This window comes from Paludibaculum fermentans, assembly GCF_051172195.1.
GTDB classification, from domain to species: Bacteria; Acidobacteriota; Terriglobia; order Bryobacterales; family Bryobacteraceae; genus Paludibaculum; species Paludibaculum fermentans_A.
On sequence record NZ_JBPJAQ010000004.1, the window covers coordinates 328440 to 344529 of the forward strand.

The 16090-nt window shown below is 63.9% G+C and carries 18 protein-coding genes; 9 read left to right on the forward strand and 9 right to left on the reverse strand.

Annotation, left to right across the window (positions count from 1 at the left end):
* The first annotated feature begins 8 nt into the window (after positions 1-8).
* From ACR9Y2_RS38145 to lysA, 5 genes are all read left to right on the forward strand, one after another.
* Complete coding sequence (locus ACR9Y2_RS38145; protein ID WP_435047164.1) at positions 9-2558, forward strand: ABC transporter permease; 2550 nt, start codon at positions 9-11, stop codon at positions 2556-2558.
* Between the two features lie 31 nt (positions 2559-2589).
* The gene (gene rpiB / locus ACR9Y2_RS38150) at positions 2590-3276 is read left to right on the forward strand and encodes a ribose 5-phosphate isomerase B (protein ID WP_435047165.1); all 687 of its coding nucleotides are present in this window, start codon (positions 2590-2592) and stop codon (positions 3274-3276) included.
* A gap of 230 nt (positions 3277-3506) precedes the next feature.
* Positions 3507-4169, forward strand: a complete 663-nt coding sequence (gene deoC / locus ACR9Y2_RS38155) for a deoxyribose-phosphate aldolase (protein ID WP_435047250.1) — start codon at positions 3507-3509, stop codon at positions 4167-4169.
* Between the two features lie 4 nt (positions 4170-4173).
* Entirely contained in the window at positions 4174-5925 is a 1752-nt protein-coding gene (locus ACR9Y2_RS38160) for a GAF domain-containing protein (protein ID WP_435047166.1), read from the forward strand.
* Positions 5926-5949: 24 nt separating this feature from the next.
* Positions 5950-7197, forward strand: coding sequence for a diaminopimelate decarboxylase (lysA, locus tag ACR9Y2_RS38165; protein WP_435047167.1), 1248 nt, complete (start codon positions 5950-5952; stop codon positions 7195-7197).
* Here the strand turns inward: lysA and ACR9Y2_RS38170 are convergent.
* The 8 genes from ACR9Y2_RS38170 to ACR9Y2_RS38205 all read right to left on the reverse strand — a co-directional run bounded on the left by ACR9Y2_RS38170 (position 7194) and on the right by ACR9Y2_RS38205 (position 10782).
* The gene (locus ACR9Y2_RS38170) at positions 7194-7667 is read right to left on the reverse strand and encodes a TlpA family protein disulfide reductase (RefSeq protein ID WP_435047168.1); all 474 of its coding nucleotides are present in this window, start codon (positions 7665-7667) and stop codon (positions 7194-7196) included. The two genes, lysA and ACR9Y2_RS38170, sit on opposite strands and share 4 nt — an antisense overlap.
* A gap of 10 nt (positions 7668-7677) precedes the next feature.
* Positions 7678-8073: a carboxypeptidase-like regulatory domain-containing protein gene (locus ACR9Y2_RS38175; RefSeq protein ID WP_435047169.1), complete on the reverse strand. Its 396-nt coding sequence runs from the start codon at positions 8071-8073 to the stop codon at positions 7678-7680.
* A gap of 9 nt (positions 8074-8082) precedes the next feature.
* Positions 8083-8517: a carboxypeptidase-like regulatory domain-containing protein gene (locus ACR9Y2_RS38180; RefSeq protein ID WP_435047170.1), complete on the reverse strand. Its 435-nt coding sequence runs from the start codon at positions 8515-8517 to the stop codon at positions 8083-8085.
* A complete protein-coding gene (locus ACR9Y2_RS38185) occupies positions 8465-8707 on the reverse strand; it encodes an MJ0042-type zinc finger domain-containing protein (RefSeq protein WP_194446547.1) in 243 nt (80 codons plus the stop codon). Before ACR9Y2_RS38185 ends, ACR9Y2_RS38180 begins: the two co-directional genes overlap by 53 nt.
* 85 nt (positions 8708-8792) lie before the next feature.
* Positions 8793-9182, reverse strand: a complete 390-nt coding sequence (locus tag ACR9Y2_RS38190) for a hypothetical protein (RefSeq protein WP_435047171.1) — start codon at positions 9180-9182, stop codon at positions 8793-8795.
* Positions 9183-9274: 92 nt separating this feature from the next.
* Positions 9275-9829, reverse strand: a complete 555-nt coding sequence (gene folE / locus ACR9Y2_RS38195; RefSeq protein ID WP_435047251.1) for a GTP cyclohydrolase I FolE — start codon at positions 9827-9829, stop codon at positions 9275-9277.
* Positions 9830-9866: 37 nt separating this feature from the next.
* Positions 9867-10358, reverse strand: coding sequence for a 6-carboxytetrahydropterin synthase (locus tag ACR9Y2_RS38200; protein WP_435047172.1), 492 nt, complete (start codon positions 10356-10358; stop codon positions 9867-9869).
* A 13-nt stretch (positions 10359-10371) separates the two neighbouring features.
* On the reverse strand, positions 10372-10782 hold the full coding sequence (locus ACR9Y2_RS38205) for a 6-pyruvoyl trahydropterin synthase family protein (RefSeq protein ID WP_435047173.1): 411 nt from the start codon (positions 10780-10782) through the stop codon (positions 10372-10374).
* Between the two features lie 115 nt (positions 10783-10897).
* On the opposite strand from ACR9Y2_RS38205, the gene ACR9Y2_RS38210 reads away from it, so the two are divergent.
* The 4 genes from ACR9Y2_RS38210 to ACR9Y2_RS38225 are packed head-to-tail and all read left to right on the forward strand — an operon-like array spanning position 10898 to position 14438.
* On the forward strand, positions 10898-11419 hold the full coding sequence (locus ACR9Y2_RS38210) for a TlpA family protein disulfide reductase (protein ID WP_435047174.1): 522 nt from the start codon (positions 10898-10900) through the stop codon (positions 11417-11419).
* A gap of 23 nt (positions 11420-11442) precedes the next feature.
* Positions 11443-12870, forward strand: a complete 1428-nt coding sequence (locus ACR9Y2_RS38215) for an FAD-linked oxidase C-terminal domain-containing protein (RefSeq protein ID WP_435047175.1) — start codon at positions 11443-11445, stop codon at positions 12868-12870.
* A gap of 21 nt (positions 12871-12891) precedes the next feature.
* Positions 12892-13851, forward strand: coding sequence for a uroporphyrinogen decarboxylase family protein (locus ACR9Y2_RS38220; RefSeq protein ID WP_435047176.1), 960 nt, complete (start codon positions 12892-12894; stop codon positions 13849-13851).
* Positions 13848-14438 carry a class I SAM-dependent methyltransferase gene (locus ACR9Y2_RS38225; protein ID WP_435047177.1) on the forward strand — a complete coding sequence of 197 codons (591 nt, stop codon included), beginning with the start codon at positions 13848-13850 and terminating at the stop codon, positions 14436-14438. The genes ACR9Y2_RS38220 and ACR9Y2_RS38225 overlap by 4 nt, the downstream gene beginning before the upstream one ends.
* Here ACR9Y2_RS38225 and ACR9Y2_RS38230 read toward each other — a convergent pair.
* The gene (locus tag ACR9Y2_RS38230; protein ID WP_435047178.1) at positions 14435-16090 is read right to left on the reverse strand and encodes a hypothetical protein; all 1656 of its coding nucleotides are present in this window, start codon (positions 16088-16090) and stop codon (positions 14435-14437) included. The two genes, ACR9Y2_RS38225 and ACR9Y2_RS38230, sit on opposite strands and share 4 nt — an antisense overlap.

The window sequence follows — 16090 nt, forward strand, 5'->3', positions numbered from 1 at the left end:
CTAAGAAAATGGACAAGCTCCTCCGCCGGCTACGCTACCTCCTGAACCGCCGTCGCTTCGACGACGAGCTCGCCAACGACCTCGAATTCCATCGCGAAATGGCCGCGCTGGCAGGCGGCAAGCCGGTGGGCGATCCGCTGCGCCTTCGAGAAGAAGCCCGCGACGCCTGGGGCTGGACCTGGATCGACCGCCTGGGCCAGGACCTCCGCTACGCCACGCGCCTCCTCCGCAAGTCGCCCGGCTTCACCCTCTCCGCCATCCTCATCCTCGCTGTCGGCATCGGTGCGAACGTGGCCGCCTTCGGCTTCTTCAACCTGATGGTTCTCCGTCCACTACCGGTCCGCGATCCGGCCACCCTACTCCACTTTCAACGCCAGGCGCCCGCCGGCTACGCCTCGGTCCTGCCTTACCCCGAGTTCGACTTCTTCCGCCGGCACACGACGACGCTCTCCGCCCTCATCGCCCGCAGCCGCGCTTCCGTCCAGATGGCAGGTGACGACAAGCCGCTCAAAGCGCACTTCGTCTCCGCTAACTTCTTCACAGAACTCGGAGCCTCCGCCTCACTCGGCCGCCTCCTCGACCCCACTCGCGACGAAGCCGCCGGAGCGGATCCAGTGGTCGTGCTCAGCCGTGGCTTCTGGCAGCGCCGCTTTGGCGCCGATGCTTCCCTGCCCGGCCGCATCATCCACCTCAACGGCAAGCCAGTCACCGTCATCGGAGTCGCCTCGGACGAATCCAGCAGCCTAGCCCTCGAAACACCCGACCTCTGGATCCCGGTCACTCAACATCCCCACCTCGTCAGCGGCAGCAAACTCCTCACCGACTTCTCCGTCGAAACGGCCGGTGAAGAGGTCTGGGGCCGCCTGAAACAGGGCCTCACCCCAAAAGCCGCTGAGGACGAGTTGCGTGCCCTCGCCGCCACCCTCCGCGCCGAACACCCCGAGGGGATCTGGGAGAACGAAACCCTGCCCAGCGAGCCCGGCGGCTACGTCACCAGCATCCTCGGCCGCGCCCATCACGGCACCGGAGCCAAGGACCCCAGCGAGATCCTCCCCGTGGCGAGCCTCATTGCGGCACTGGTCCTGCTCATCCTCGCCGTGGCCTGCGGCAACCTGGGCAGCCTCCTGCTCGCCCGCGGCGTCGCCCGCGAGCGCGAAATCTCCATCCGCGTCTCCGTCGGCGCCGGCAGCGCCCGGCTCATTCGCCAGCTCCTCACCGAAAGCGCCCTGCTCGGCCTCCTTGGCTCCGCCGCCGGTCTCGGAGTCGGCTACCTCATCATGCGCGGACTCATGTCTGTCACCAGCACTCCACTTTGGCTAGACCCTTCCCCCGACTGGCGCGTCCTGCTCTTCTGCGCCTCCATGGGCCTCTTCTCAGCCCTGCTATTCGGCGTGACACCCGCCTTCCAGGTCGTCCGCCAGCGCCACCGTGCTACCCGTACCCGCCAGATCCTCATCTCGGCCCAGGTCGCGGCCAGTTGCGTACTCCTGATCGTCGCCGGACTTCTCGTCCGAGCCCTCACCCATGCTTCATCGGATCCCGGCTTCGAATACCGGCAGGTCGTCACCATCAATCCGGAACTCGGCAACCACAACTACTCCGCCGCCCAGGCCCGCACCTATCTCGACACCCTCCAGGGCCGCCTCCGCAATCTGCCCGGAATCGATGCCATCTCCACTTCGTCGGCGCCTCCCTTCGGCAATAAGACGATTTCGATTCGGGCCGAATTCGACGGACGCGCCGTCAGCATCCGGGCCAACAACATCGACCCGCAGTACTTCGAGACCCTGCGCATCCCCCTCCACCGAGGCCGCAACCTCACCGCCGGCGACACCCACTCCCTGGTCATCAGCCAGTCCTTGGCCGAACTCGCCTGGCCCGGCGCGGATCCGCTCGGCAAGCCGCTCGACCTCGCGGGCAATCGCTACACCATCGTCGGCATCGCGGCGAATGCCCATGTCACTTCCCAGCAGGACAAAGCCGCCGCCGAAGCCTACTTCCTGGCCGTCGAGGCCGATCTGCCCTCCATGGTCCTCCTGGTCCGGACCTCCGCCAGCCCCGAATCCCTGGTGCCCACGCTTTCTTCCCTCGCCAAGGCCGTCGATCCCAATGTCATGCCCGACGTCCAGTTGATGAAGAACTCCTTCCAGCGCCGGCTGCAGGGCACGCAATACGGGGTCCTTTCCGTCAGTATCCTGGCAGCCATCGCCCTGTTCCTCGCTTGCCTCGGCATCGCCGGCCTCATCGCTTACGCCGTCTCGCAGCGCACCAAGGAGATCGGCATCCGCATGGCCCTGGGCGCCAAACCGGCCGACGTCGTACTGATCGTGATGCGCCAGTTTGCTCGGCCTCTCGGCATTGGACTCGTCATCGGAGCCGCCGCGGCCGCCGCCCTCGCCCAGGTCCTGCGCAAAGTCCTCTTCGGGCTCGGCCCGCTCGATCCCGTCGCCTACTTCAGCGCCATCGGTCTCTTCACCCTCACCGTCGCCCTCGCGTCCCTGTTCCCGGCCCGCAAAGCGCTCCGGATCGACCCCATGCAGGCGCTGCGCAACGACTAGCCCGGCCTGTCGCAAAATAGACGCACATTTCGTGGCGCAGATCGCCGGGGCCCAACTTCCCGTTGTGCGATCATCGAGTCTGATGCGCCGAGTCGTCACCATGGAGGATGTACCCCGCGAGGGCGTGCTCCACGTCCCCCCCGGCTCCATCTTCACTCCTTCGGCCCGCGATCTCGCCGCGGAACGCGGCATCCAGATCGTCGAACTCGCCTCCGAGGAGATCGCCCGTCTGGTCCAACCTGACAAAAAGATCGCCATCGGCTCCGATCATGGCGGCTTTCAGATGAAAGAGCACCTGAAACCGGTGCTCGACGACCTCGGCTGGACCTTAATCGACGTCGGTGTCTTCGAAGAAAAGGCCGCCGATTACCCCGATATCGCCCACGCGGTGGCCAAACTCGTGGCGCAAGGCAAGGCGGCTCTCGGCATCCTCGTCGATGGTGCCGGAATCGGTAGCTCCATGGCCGCCAACAAGGTGCCCGGAATCCGCGCAGCCCTATGTTATGATAGGGCTTCCGCTCGGAACAGCCGCGAGCACAACCACGCCAACGTGCTCACTTTAGGAGGGCGAATGCTCACCGAAAGCCAAGCCGAGGACGTGCTCCGTACCTGGCTCGCCACACCCTTCGGCGGCGGCCGGCATCAGGGCCGAATCGACAAGATTACTGAAATCGAACGGGCGTATTCAACGTGGAACGCGCAGAACTCGAAAGCATAGCGGCGGCCATCGCCGAACAGATCCTCGCCGGCGCCGGCGGTACCCCGGCCGCGGCCGCCCTGCCTTCACTCAAGCCCGGCAACCCGGTCAAGGGCCGCGAAGGCCTGAACGAGTCGGAGGACGTCTGCCCCGGCTGCGTCCAGCGCTGCGCCCAGATGTGCGCGTTGAAAACAAAGAACATCATCTCCGCCGGAGCCGATCGCGTCTCCTCCAGCGAAAAGCTCACCAAGATCGATCCCAAAATCGCCGCCCTCATCGACCACACCATCCTCAAACCCGAGGCCACCCGAGCCGAGGTCCTCAAGGTCTGCTCGGAAGCCAAGCAGTACAATTTCGCCAGCGTCTGCGTGAACCCCCACTGGGTCCCGCTGGTGGCCGCCGAACTCAAAGGCACGCCTGTTAAAGTCTGTACTGTCATCGGATTCCCGCTCGGCGCGACCTCCACCGCCTCCAAAGTGGCCGAAACCGAAATCGCCGTCCGCACCGGAGCCCAGGAGATCGACATGGTCCTCAATATCGGGGCCCTGAAGAGCGGCGACCACATTACTGTGAAGACCGACGTCCAGCTCGTGGCCGAAGCCTGCCATCGTCACGGCGCCATCCTCAAGGTGATCCTCGAAACCGCCCTCCTCACCGACGAGGAAAAGGCCATCGCCTGCGCCCTCTGTAAGGTCGCCGGAGCCGACTTCGTGAAAACCTCCACCGGCTTCTCCAAACACGGCGCCACCGCCAACGACGTCGCCCTCATGCGCAAGGTCGTCGGCCCCGAGATGGGCGTCAAAGCCTCCGGCGGCATCCGCACGCTCGAAGACCTCGAAACCATGTACACCGCCGGCGCCAGCCGCATCGGTGCCAGCGCCAGCGTCAAAATCGTAGAGGCCACGGCTCGATAGCCCCATGGCCGTCACACGCAAAACCCGGGTTCGCTTCCGGGAGCGGGCGGAATTGCTCGACTTCCTGCTGGAGGTGTCTGCCGCCACCGGCGAGACCCTCGACCTCGAACGCCTCATGGAGAACGTCTCCAATATCGTTCGCCAGGTCATCCCGCACGACCTCTTCGCCATCCTGCTCTATAGCGAACGCCGCCGCGGCCTGCGCATCCGCTACTCCCTCGGCCATCGCCACGAGGTCGCCCACAACCTACTCATTCCATTGGGGGAAGGCCTCACCGGCACAGCTGCCGCCACGCGCCAGCCCGTCATGACCGGCAATGTCGAGGAAGATAAGAACTACCTCAACGCCCTCGACGCCGTCCGCAGCGAGCTCGCCGTCCCCATGCTCGCCCGCCACAAGCTCGTCGGAGTCATCGACCTCGAATCCACCACACCCGACGCCTTCTCCGCCCAGGACCGCGCCCTGCTCCAGCTCATCGCCTCCCGCGTCGGCGCCGCCATCGACAACGCCCGCCTCTACCGCCGCGTCGAACGCCAGAACAAAACCCAGCGTGCCCTCGGCCACATGGCCCACGAGTTCTCGTCCATTCTCAAACTCGACCAGCTCCTCGTCAAAATCGCCAAAAGCGTCCGGACCCTCATCAACTTCGACGCCTTCATAGTCCTGCAGGTCGACGAAGACCGCAAAGAGCTCGTCAGCCTCTTCAGCCAGCGCTACGACAAGCGCGTCCAGATGGAAAGCCTGCCGCTGGGCAAAGGCATCACCGGAGCCGCCGCCGAGTCGCGCCAGCCCGTCCTCTCCCGCGACACCTCCACCGACCCGCGCTACATCGACTCCCACGCCGGCATCCGCAGTGAAGTCGCCGTCCCGCTCATCGTTAAGGACCGCGTCGTCGGCGTCATGGACCTCGAAAGCGAACGCGTCGGCTACTTCAATGAGGACCACGTCCGCACCCTGTCCCTGATCGCGCCCTCTGTCGCCATCGCCATTGAAAACGCCCGGCTCTACCAGGAACTGGAGCAGCGCGAAAAGGCCATTCAGGAAGACCTCGAAGCCGCCCACGAGGTTCAGTCCATCATGATGCCGCAGGCCGCGCCGGACCTCCCGGGCCTCCACGTCGGCGTCCGCATGAAGCCCGCCCGCCTCATCAGCGGCGACGTCTTCGACTTCTTCGAATACACAGACGACCACACCATGCTCGCCTTCGGCGACTCCAGCGGCAAGGGCGCTGCCGCCGCCCTCTACGGAGCCCTCTTCAGCGGCATGCTCCGGGGCGCCGCACCGCGACGCCGCAGTCCGGCCCAACTCCTGAAGTCGCTCAACGACACCCTCATGGAGCGCCAGGTGCCGGCGCGCTACGTCACCCTGCTCGTCATGCTCTGGCGCGCCGCCGAGAAGAAATTCATCATGGCCAACGCCGGCTCCACTACTCCGCTGGTCTGCCGTGGAGGTCAAATCCTGCAGCCGCACGCTGCCGGCGTGCCCGTCGGCCTGCTGGAAAATGTCGAGTACGACGAGACCGAGTTTCAGGCCAAGAGCGGCGACGTCTTCGTCCTCTTCAGCGACGGTGTCCAGGACCAGGGCAACCCCACCGGCGAGGAGTACGGCCGCCGCCGGCTGCGGCGCTTCCTCGAAGCCCATTGCGCCGACTCCGCTCAGGACCTGGCCGATGGCCTCCTGGCCGACATTGAGGAGTACCGCGAAACCACTCCCGTCCACGACGATCAGACCGTCATCGTCCTCAAAGTAATCTGACGTCACAGGGGGCTCTACACAGTTATGTTTCAACCGTTCGAATACCGGGAAGGCTTCCTCTACTGCGAGGGCGTGGAGCTGTCCAAAATCGCCGATCACGCCGGCACACCCTGCTACGTCTACTCCGCGCGCGGCATTCTCGATCGCTTCCACGCCTACGACCAGGGCCTCTACGGCATCCCCCACCGCGTTTGCTACGCCGTCAAGGCCAACAGCAACCTCAGCCTGCTCAACTTGCTAGCCCAGGCCGGTGCGGGCTTCGACATCGTCTCCGGCGGGGAACTCCACCGCGTCCTCAAAGCCGGCGGAGACCCGGGCAAGGTCGTCTTCTCCGGCGTCGGCAAGACCCGCGAAGAGATCGACTCAGCCCTCCAACAAGGCATCCACAGCTTCAACTGCGAGAGTGAAGCCGAAATCGCCCTCATCAGCTCCCTCGCTTCCCGCCTCGGCAAGACGGCGTCCATTGCCCTGCGCGTCAATCCCGACGTCGACGCCTCCACCCATCCCTACATCTCGACTGGCCTGAAAGAACACAAGTTCGGCATCGACATCGCCGAAGTCGAAGGCGTCTATCAGCGCGCCGCCGCCCTGCCCGGCATCTCACTCGATGGCGTAAGCTGCCACATCGGCTCCCAGTTGCTCGATCCCGCCCCCCTGCTCGAAGCGGCCACGAAGATGCTCGCCCTGGTCGGCCGCCTGCGCGCCAAAGGCATTGCCATCAAAGAGTTGGATCTCGGCGGCGGCCTCGGCGTGCCCTATCACGCAGGCGATCCGCGCCCCGATGTCGACACGTTCCTGCGCAAAATCCGCCAGCTCGTCGACGGCCACAATCTCTTCCTGATGTTCGAGCCCGGCCGCTCCGTCGTCGCCGAATCCGGAGCCCTGCTCTCCCGGGTTCTCTACCGGAAGAAGAACGGAGAGAAAGAGTTCGTCATCATCGACGCCTCCATGACCGAACTCATCCGGCCCGCCCTCTACGAGGCCCACCACGAAATCCTGCCGCTGCGGAAGTCCAAGTTCGGCACCGTCGTCGCCAACATTGTAGGACCCGTCTGCGAAAGCGGCGACTTCCTGGCCGAGAATCGCGAAGTCGCCAATGTCCTCCCCGGCGACCTGCTCGCCATCATGACCGCCGGAGCCTACGGCTTCGTCATGGCGTCGAACTACAATTCGCGCGTACGGCCTCCTGAGATTCTGGTCGAGGGAGACACCTGGCGCGTCATCCGCCAACGCGAGACGCTGGATGACTTGATTCGCGGGGAAGAACTCTAGAGCAGCTTCTTGATCGCCGCTTCCAGTTCGGTGAGGTTCACCTCGCCGAAGAACGACCGGACCTTCTTGCCAGTCTTGTCGTAGAGGAACGACGCGGGCAGCGCGCCCGACCACTTCGGATCCAGGCCCGCCGCGAACTTGTCGTCGTCCTTGGCCCGCCGGATGTACACCGGAGCCGGCACCTTGGTCTTATCCAGGTATGCGCCGGCATCCTTCGCCTGTTCGGGCTCATCGGCCGAGATCGTCGCCAGTTCGAAGCCCTGAGCCTTCAGCCGCGCAGCCAACGCCACCAATTGCGGCATCTCCTTGCGGCACGGCACGCAATAGGTGGCCCAGAAGTTCACCAGCAGCACCTTGCCCTTCGCTGGGGCGATCACCTTGGCGGTGTAGGTCGCCTCGTCGACAGGCTTCAGGTCGGCGGCCGTCACGGAAGCGGCAGCCAGCAGCAGGGTCAGCAGGATTCGTTGCATGGCGCCGGTCTCACTTTTTGTCGTCGGACTTCTTCTCTTCAGCCTTCTTCGGCTCCAGTTTCAGGTTCACCACCGCGTCCAACCGGGTGTCGAAGATCGTCAGCGACCGCGTCGGACTCGCAAACTCCTTGTAGTCCGCCTTCAGCTCATAGTCGGTGTGCGTCGACAGGTTCTGGAACTGATACTTGCCGCCGTCCTGCGTAATGAACGACTTCACCTGCAGGCTCTTCAGGTTCTTCAGTTGCACCACCGCGCCCACCGCCGGAGCCCCATCCTCCAGGGAAACGACGCCTTCCACGTTCCTCACGTTCGGGTCGCGTGACTTCGACTTCTTCTGGTTCGTGAACTGGAAGGCAAACAGCGAAGCGGCCAGCAGCGGCATCAGGACAAACAAGCGGCGATTCATGGTGAACTCCTATTTGGACTCCGGCGCAGCCTCGGCCTTCAACTGGAAGTACACATCCAGCCGGTCCGGACTGTCGTTCACGTCAACAACCTTCTCTTGTTGGACGTGGCCGCGGGCCTTCACGGTGACAAGATACTGCGCCTTCCGGGGTGGAACATAGAAGGCAAACTCCCCCCGCGCATCAGAACTCTTCTTCTGCAGCTTGGGTGTTTTCGCCCCCGTGGGCTTGGTTTTAACGGTTAGGGTGACTTCGGCGCCGGGCAGCGCAAAACCAGGCTCCCGGAACACGGTTCCAGCAACCACAGCCGATTCAGAGGGTTTGTCTCCGGCTGCGAGCAGACCAGCAGGCAGAACCGGAGAGAGTACCAGCAACAGGAGAAGGACAACCAGCTTAACGCCAATCGTCGTCTTCTTCCTCCTCTTCCTCTTCCTCGTCTTCCTCATCGTCTTCCTCGTCGAACTCCTCGTCGAACTCTTCGTCGTCGAAGCCTTCGCCGTCAGTTTCCAGTTCGAGGGGATCGACGGACGAGACTACGAAGTTTTTCCCACACTCCTCACACAGGACGGATTCGCCTTCGTCCAGTTCGTCCTCTTCAACGTCGATGGCAGCGCCACATTCTGGGCAGTCGATCATGGCTGATTCTCCTCAAGGGAAGGCAAGCGCTTCAAGCGTCAGAGTGAATTGTCGCCAAAGTGCTTGTCCTAATGCAACGGGGAACTTAGTGGGCGTACAGGAGTCGCTCGCGCTCCTTGTTCTCCGCCTCTTCAATCGTCTTGCTATGGGCGTCGAGAGAGGCGGATGACACGGTCGCAATCGCAGTTTCCATGTCCTCCCAGGTCGAAATCATGTGCTCGAGATGAAGGCTCGCCAGACGCCCGCACCATGCGTCGGTCAGCGCCCTTCCTCTACGTGCGGAGGCGGCCAGAAGGTCGGTGTGCATCAACGCCACCACCACCTCACGCTTCTCCTCGCCGTCGGTGATGTAATACTTGCAGTCCACGGCATCGCAGTGGCGGATCGAGATGGCATTCTGCTGCCACCGGAACTCGGCCTGCCACACACGGCCAAACGGATCGGTCACTTCGAATCGGCGGAAGTTCTCTGGCATTCAGTTTTTATCCTAACGCAACGGCCGCCATCGGCAAGCATGCCATGGCGGCCGGAACAAAACTTTAAAAAACTTACGTGTGGATCGAAGACTTACAACAGCGAGTTGTGCCGCACCAGCGCCAGGAACTCGTCCCGCGAGTCCTTCCGCTGCCGGAACGCGCCGCGCATCGCCGAAGACGTCGTCGAGGAGTGCTGCTTCTCCACCCCGCGCATCATCATGCAGAAGTGCCGCGCTTCGGTGATCACCCCTACGCCTACCGGATCCAGCACCTCCTGCAGACACTCGGCAATCTGCTGCGTCAACCGCTCCTGCACCTGCAGGCGCCGCGCAAAGACATCCACCAGGCGAGGGATCTTACTGAGCCCAATGATCTTATTCTTCGGAATGTAGGCCACGTGGACCTTCCCGTAGAAGGGCAGCATGTGGTGCTCGCACATCGAGAAGAACTCGATGTCCTTGACCACCACCATCTCATCGCACTTTTCGGTGAAGATTGCGCCGTTGACGATCTTCTCGATGTCCGCCGTGTAGCCGCTGGTCAGGAACTTGAGCGCCTTCTCGGCCCGCATCGGGGTCGACAGCAGCCCTTCCCGCTGCGGATCTTCCCCCAGCGCGCGCAGTACTTCCTTCATATTGGCCGCAATGGCCCCCTCATTGCCCGCGGCCTCGAGCCGCTTCGGTTCAAGAACCTTGACTACAGCTTTCGATGATTTCATCCCGAGTACTTTCCTGAGGCGCCGGGACCGGCGCGACCACTTCAAAGATGTTGCGTTTGGTTTCCCAGATTCTAAGCTTTTCGAACCGCGCCGGATGCCCCGCAAAGGCAATCGGCCAGGCTGCCGCCAGACGCCGCGCCAGCACTTCCGCCAGCACTTCTGTCGTCGGCACAAGCGTCGCAAATTCAGCCACTTCCACGTTCAGGTTGCGCCGGTCGAACTGCTTCAGGACCACGCTCTCCACAAACTGGTCCAGCGCGTCGACCGATATCGCACGCCCTCGTGCAGGATCGATCTCCTCCCGCACACAGACGTCCAGCGTGTAGTCGTGCCCGTGGCCGTAGGGATTATTACATTTTCCGTATACTTCCCGGTTCTGCTCGTCGCTCAGCAGCGGCGTGTGCAGGCGGTGCGCGGCTGAGAAGCGGTAACGGCGGACCAGGCGTACTTCAGGCATGTCGAGGCTCAGCTCAGCGCCCCTCATACTCGACGAAAAGGTCGTCGGTCTCATACAGCCGGATGGCATGCAGCCGTCCGGGTCCTGCCGCGAAGTGCGGCTCCAGCCGCCGCCAGATCTCCACCGCCAGGTTCTCTGTCGTCGGCACCACGGCATCAAAGGGAGGAACCTCGTGATTGAGGTGGCGATGATCCATCGGATCCACCACCTCTCGCTCGAGAATCTGCTTAACTACCTTTAGATCCACCACCATGCCCGTAACCGGGTCGGGCGCGCCTTCCAGCGTCACTTCCAGCGAGTAATTGTGGCCATGACCATGCGGATTCGCGTCAGCGCCATACAGCGCCGCGTTTTCAGCCTCGGACAAACCCTGGTTGTAACAGGTGTGGGAGGCGGAGAATTCGACCTTGCGGGTGATCCACATGACAAAATGCTGCCTGTAGGCCAGATGCTGCCTGTAGGAATGATGCGCGGGTCGCACCTGACGATACAATTATAGGGGTAGGGATCTGGAACGTCAGATCCGGAAAGTCGGCGCTATGGACAAGAACAAGTTGGCATTCAGGATTCAGATGGTGGCCGTTGTGCTGTTGGCCGGTCTGGCTCTCGTCATGGGCAATTCACTGCGCGAGCGGGTTGTGGCGGTGGGCGACAAGGCGCCCAAGTTTACAGTCCGCACGGACCGCGGCCGCGATCTCTCCACCTCTGAGTTCGGCGGCAAGGTGCTGGTCGTTAACTTCTGGGCCACCTGGTGCCCGCCCTGCATCGAGGAAATGCCCTCGCTGCAAGCCATGGCCCAGCAGTTGGGCCCCAAGGGCGTCGTCGTCCTGGGCGTCAGCGTCGACAAGAACGACGTCTCCTACAAGCGCTTCCTGCAGCAGGCCCGCGTAACCTTCGAAACCTCCCGCGACCCTGAAGCCAACATCAGCGCCGACTACGGCACGTTCAAATACCCCGAAACCTACATCATCGACCGCGAAGGCAAGGTTCGCCAGAAGATCATCGGGCCCCAGGACTGGACCGCGCCCGAGGTCATCCGCAGCATCGAGTCCCTCCTGTAGTTGTAGTAGAGTGAGGGGCAACCATGGGCGCTTGGAAGGACGAACTGATCCGCATCGTTGGTCCGCGAGGGTACCTGAACCGCCCCGAGGACCTGCGGCTCTATGAGTACGACGGCGGTGTCGACAAGGCCCGCCCCGAGATTGTCGTTTTCCCGCGTACCACCGACGAAGTCAGCGCCATAGTCCGTGTCGCCCACCGCAACGGCGTGCCCATCGTCGGCCGCGGAGCCGGCACCGGCCTCAGCGGCGGCGCCATCCCGGAAAAAGGCGGAATCATGGTGGGCTTTGCCCGCATGAACCGCATTCTCGAGATCGACCTGGCCAACGAACGCGCCGTCGTCCAACCGGGCGTCGTCAACCTCGATATCAGCCTCGCCGTCGACGCCGACGGCTATTTCTACGCACCGGACCCTTCCAGCCAGCGCGCCTGCACCATCGGCGGCAACGTCGCTGAGAACGCCGGCGGCCCGCACACCCTGGCCTATGGCGTCACCACCAACCATGTGCTCGGCCTCGAAGTCGTGCTGCCCGACGGCACGGTCGTCCAGACCGGAGCGTGGTGGCCCGACACCCCCGGCTACGACCTCACAGGCTTGCTCACCGGCAGCGAAGGCACCATGGGGCTGGTCACGAAGATCGTCATCCGGCTGATGAAGAAGCCGGAATGCGTCAAGACGATCCTCGCCATCTTCGATACCGCCGACGACTGCGCCTTGACGGTCAGCGAAATCACGGCCCGCGCCATTACGCCCGCCGCCGTCGAAATGCTGGACGGCTGCATGCTCAAGATGGTGGAGGCGGCGGTGCATGCCGGCTATCCGCTCGACGCCGATGGCGTCCTTCTCATTGAACTCGAGGGCGTACGCGAAGCCGTCGAGGAACAGGCGGAGCAGGTCCGCCAGGCCTGCGAATACTGCCATGCCCGCGAGTTCCGCGTCGCCCGCAGCGAGACCGAGCGGCAGTTGCTGTGGAAGGGCCGCAAAAACGCCTTTGGCGCCATCGGCCGCGTCAGTCCCTTCTACTACGTCCACGACGGCGTCGTGCCGCGCACCCAGATCGCGCCCACCCTGCGCCGCATCGGCGAAATCTCCAGCCAGTACGGCCTGACCATCGGCAACATCTTCCATGCCGGCGACGGCAACATGCACCCCATCATCCTGTTCGATGCCCGCAAGCCGGGCGATCTCGACCGCGCCCAGGGCGCCGGTTTCGACATCCTGGAGTACTGCATCCAGGTGGGCGGCTCCATCACCGGCGAACACGGCATCGGCATGGAGAAGGTGCATCTCATGGACAAGCAGTTCTCCGCCGAATCCCTGGACATGATGCGCCGCATCCGCGAGCTGTTCGACCCGGCCCGGCTGTTCAATCCCGGCAAACTGCTGCCCGCGGCCAGGGGCTGCGCCGAGATCCGCCAGCCGCCGCTCATCGCCGGAAACCCGGTCTACTGATCCCTTGGGAGGTAAACGGTCATGATCAACCGACGAGAATTCTCGCTGGGCGCGATGGCGTTCTTCGCGCCCGCCCAGAAAGAGCGCATGACCCCGACGGAACGGGTCACCGCGGTCCTCAAAGGCCGTATGCCCGATCGTCCGCCCTTCTCGTTCTGGCATCACTTCCACGACGAGGCCCAGCCGCCCGAAAAACATGCCGCGTTCACCATGGATTACCAGCGCCGCTACCATGTCGACTTCGTCAAGGTGATGAGCGACTATCCCTACCCGAAACCGGCCGGCGCCGCGTGGTATGAGCTGAAGCCGCTGGATTCCCCGTTTCCCCGGCAGTTGCGGGCCCTGGAATTGATCCGCGATGGCCTGGCCGGCCAGAAGTACTTCGTCGAGACGCAGTTCAATCCCTGGAATGTGGCCGAGAAGCTGTCCTCAAAAGAGGCCGTCCTGCGGTTGATGCATGACAAACCCCAGTCGCTGCTCGACGCCCTGGAAGCCATCGCGAAATCCGAAGCGAACCATGTCAAAGCGGCCCTGGAGGCAGGCGCGTCCGGCGTCTTCCTCTCCATCGCCAATGCGCAGCAGACCGTCATGACGGTGCCCGAGTACCGCAAGTTCAGCGAGCCATTCGACCGCATGGTGCTCGCCGCCGCGCAGGATGCACCCATGAACACCCTGCACCTGCATGGCGATCGCGTGTTCCTCGACTATTTCTGGAAGGGCTGGGGCGCGCCCATCATTCAATACTCGGTGGCCGGCACAAAGTTCCCGATGTCCGAGGCCCGGCGCCGCTTCAACGGCGTGCTGATGGGCGGCCTCGACGAGAACAAGTCCGTCACCTCGACCGCCGCCGATATCTCCGCCCTCGTCCAGAAGGCCCGCGTCGCGGCGCCGAAGTGGATCTGCGCCCCCGGTTGCTCGATCCCGGACGACGCCACCGACGCCAATCAACTCAAGCTCAGCCGCGTCCTGCACGGCCAATGATGAGCTGGAAAACGCGCCGCTGGGACCTCTACGCACCCCACTACGACAAGCTGATCGGCTTTGAGCCTTCGCGGCGGCGGTCATTGGAGCTGGCGGCTTTGCAGCCCGGGGAACGATTGCTGGTGGACGGCTGCGGCACGGGGCTCGACCTGCCCTTGATCCCGGCGGGCGTCGAGGTGGACGCCGTCGATCTCAGCCCCGGCATGGTGGAGCAGGCCCGCCGCAAGAGCGCCGCCGCCCGCATCCAGGTGATGGATGCGCAGCAACTCGCCTTTCCCGATGCGACGTTCGATTGCGTGCTGCTGCACCTGATCGTGGCCATTGTGCCGGAGCCGCTGCGCTGCCTGCGGGAAGCGGCCCGCGTCCTGAAGCCGGGCGGCCGCGTGATGCTGTTCGACAAGTATTTCCACGGGCCGGGCCAACCGCGGCTCATCCGGCGGCTGTTGAACCCGCTCATGAAGTTCCTGGCGACCGACCTGAACCTGCGCACGCTCGACCTCGCCGCCCAGGCCGGCTTCCGCGTAGTCCATGAGGAAGCCGCGATGCTCAACGGCATGTTCCGCATCGCCCGCCTCGAGAAGCGCTAGATCGTCTCGAATTCGATGGTCTTCCTGAGAGGCGTCAGGCCGCACAGGTAGACGCTGGACCCCGGCAGCTTGGCTTCGGCCCCGCGCACCTGGGTGTAGGTGTGCTGCGAGAAGCCCGGCCCGAACCGGACGGCGTCACCGCCGGCGCGCGCCACGGCATAGCCATCCTTCAGGAGAAAGCCGCCGGCCACCTTCGGCGCCGCGCTCACCCCCTCCAACACGGCTGTCTCCCGCAGGTTCACCTCAACGGCGAGAGGCACGCCCGCCGTGCCCTGCGCTTCGATTTCGATCACGAAGCCCTTCGCCTTCTCCCTCACGGTGACCGTATACCGCAGGCGTTCGATGTTGCTCTTCTTCCGCTGCGGGCGCAGCGCCGACCACTCTGACGCCTCAACATGGCGCGGCGGATCGAAGGGCTGATAGTACGGACCCTCCAGCTCCTGCGTCATGCGGTAGCCGTCCTTCGTCTTCTCGTAAGACGAGGCGCGGAACTGGCCTTTGCCGAAGAACGCCGAGGCAAAACGCACCGCCTGCACCACGCAGCCGCCCATGCGCATGGTGAAGAAACGGCTGTTGCCATTCAGCAGGACGCTGGCGCTCATCGCTCCACGCCGGAACCGCGCAATCTTTACGGCCGGCATGAGCTTTTCGAAGTTATCAGGCAACGGTTTCGAGGCCGGCAACGGCTTCTGCAGCTCGGGATAGCGCAGGTAGAACGAGAGCGAACCGGCACGCTGCTCGATGCTGCGGACCACCGTCGCGAACTGCCCGTTGTTCTCCTGGATGGCGAAGTAGCGTAGCGGGAACCAGTAACGGTCCATGCCGGCGCGGTCGTACTGATCCTGCCGGTTGGAGATCTCGGTCACCACTTCCCCGCCCGGATGGATGAGGTAAAGCATGGCCTCGAGGTTGCGGCGAACCGGATCCAGCAACTCCGGCCGGCCGGTCTTGAGCCCGGTCACCAGCAGGGCCTTGTCGCTGACGGTGTTGTAGACCGTCGTGGAACGCTCGTCGAACTGGCCGTCGGAATCGATATCGATCCCCTCGGCGAGCCACTGCGAGATGCGCAGCGGATAGCTGGGATCGGGCAGCAGTTCGTGGATCTGCGAGAGCGCCTCGCACACCACCCAGCGGTGATTCGGAGTGTGGACGCCTCCAGTAGCCAGGGCTTTGCCGGCCTTGCGCAGAAACGGCTCCAGGGCCGCGAACAGGGCCGGCTCGTTGAAGTGTTTCGCAATCCAGGCCGCCCCGGCGGCGCCATGAATGACGAAGCCCAGGTCCGGTGTGGAGTGAAAGTTGGTGACGAGCAGATCGATGGTGCCATCGTCATTCTGCATGCGCGTCAGATAGCCGGCGGCCAGGTGGAAGCGCCTGGCCACTTCCGCCGATTTGTGGTGCCGCGAGCCAGGGCAGGCATAGGCCGCGATCAGCGTGTCGCACAGGCCCGCGCCGGTGCCGGCGCTGAACAGCCCGAACTCGTCGGCATAACCGCCGCGATGGGGGTCGGCCGGATCGGTGATCTGCTGGCGCAGAATCTGGTCGACGGAGTCATCATGGCGGCGAATCAATCCGGCGTCCAGCGGAGAAACAGCGGGAGCGGCGGAGGCAGTGGCGGCCAGGGCGGCGGTGAAGTGTCGGCGGCTGATGGGCAT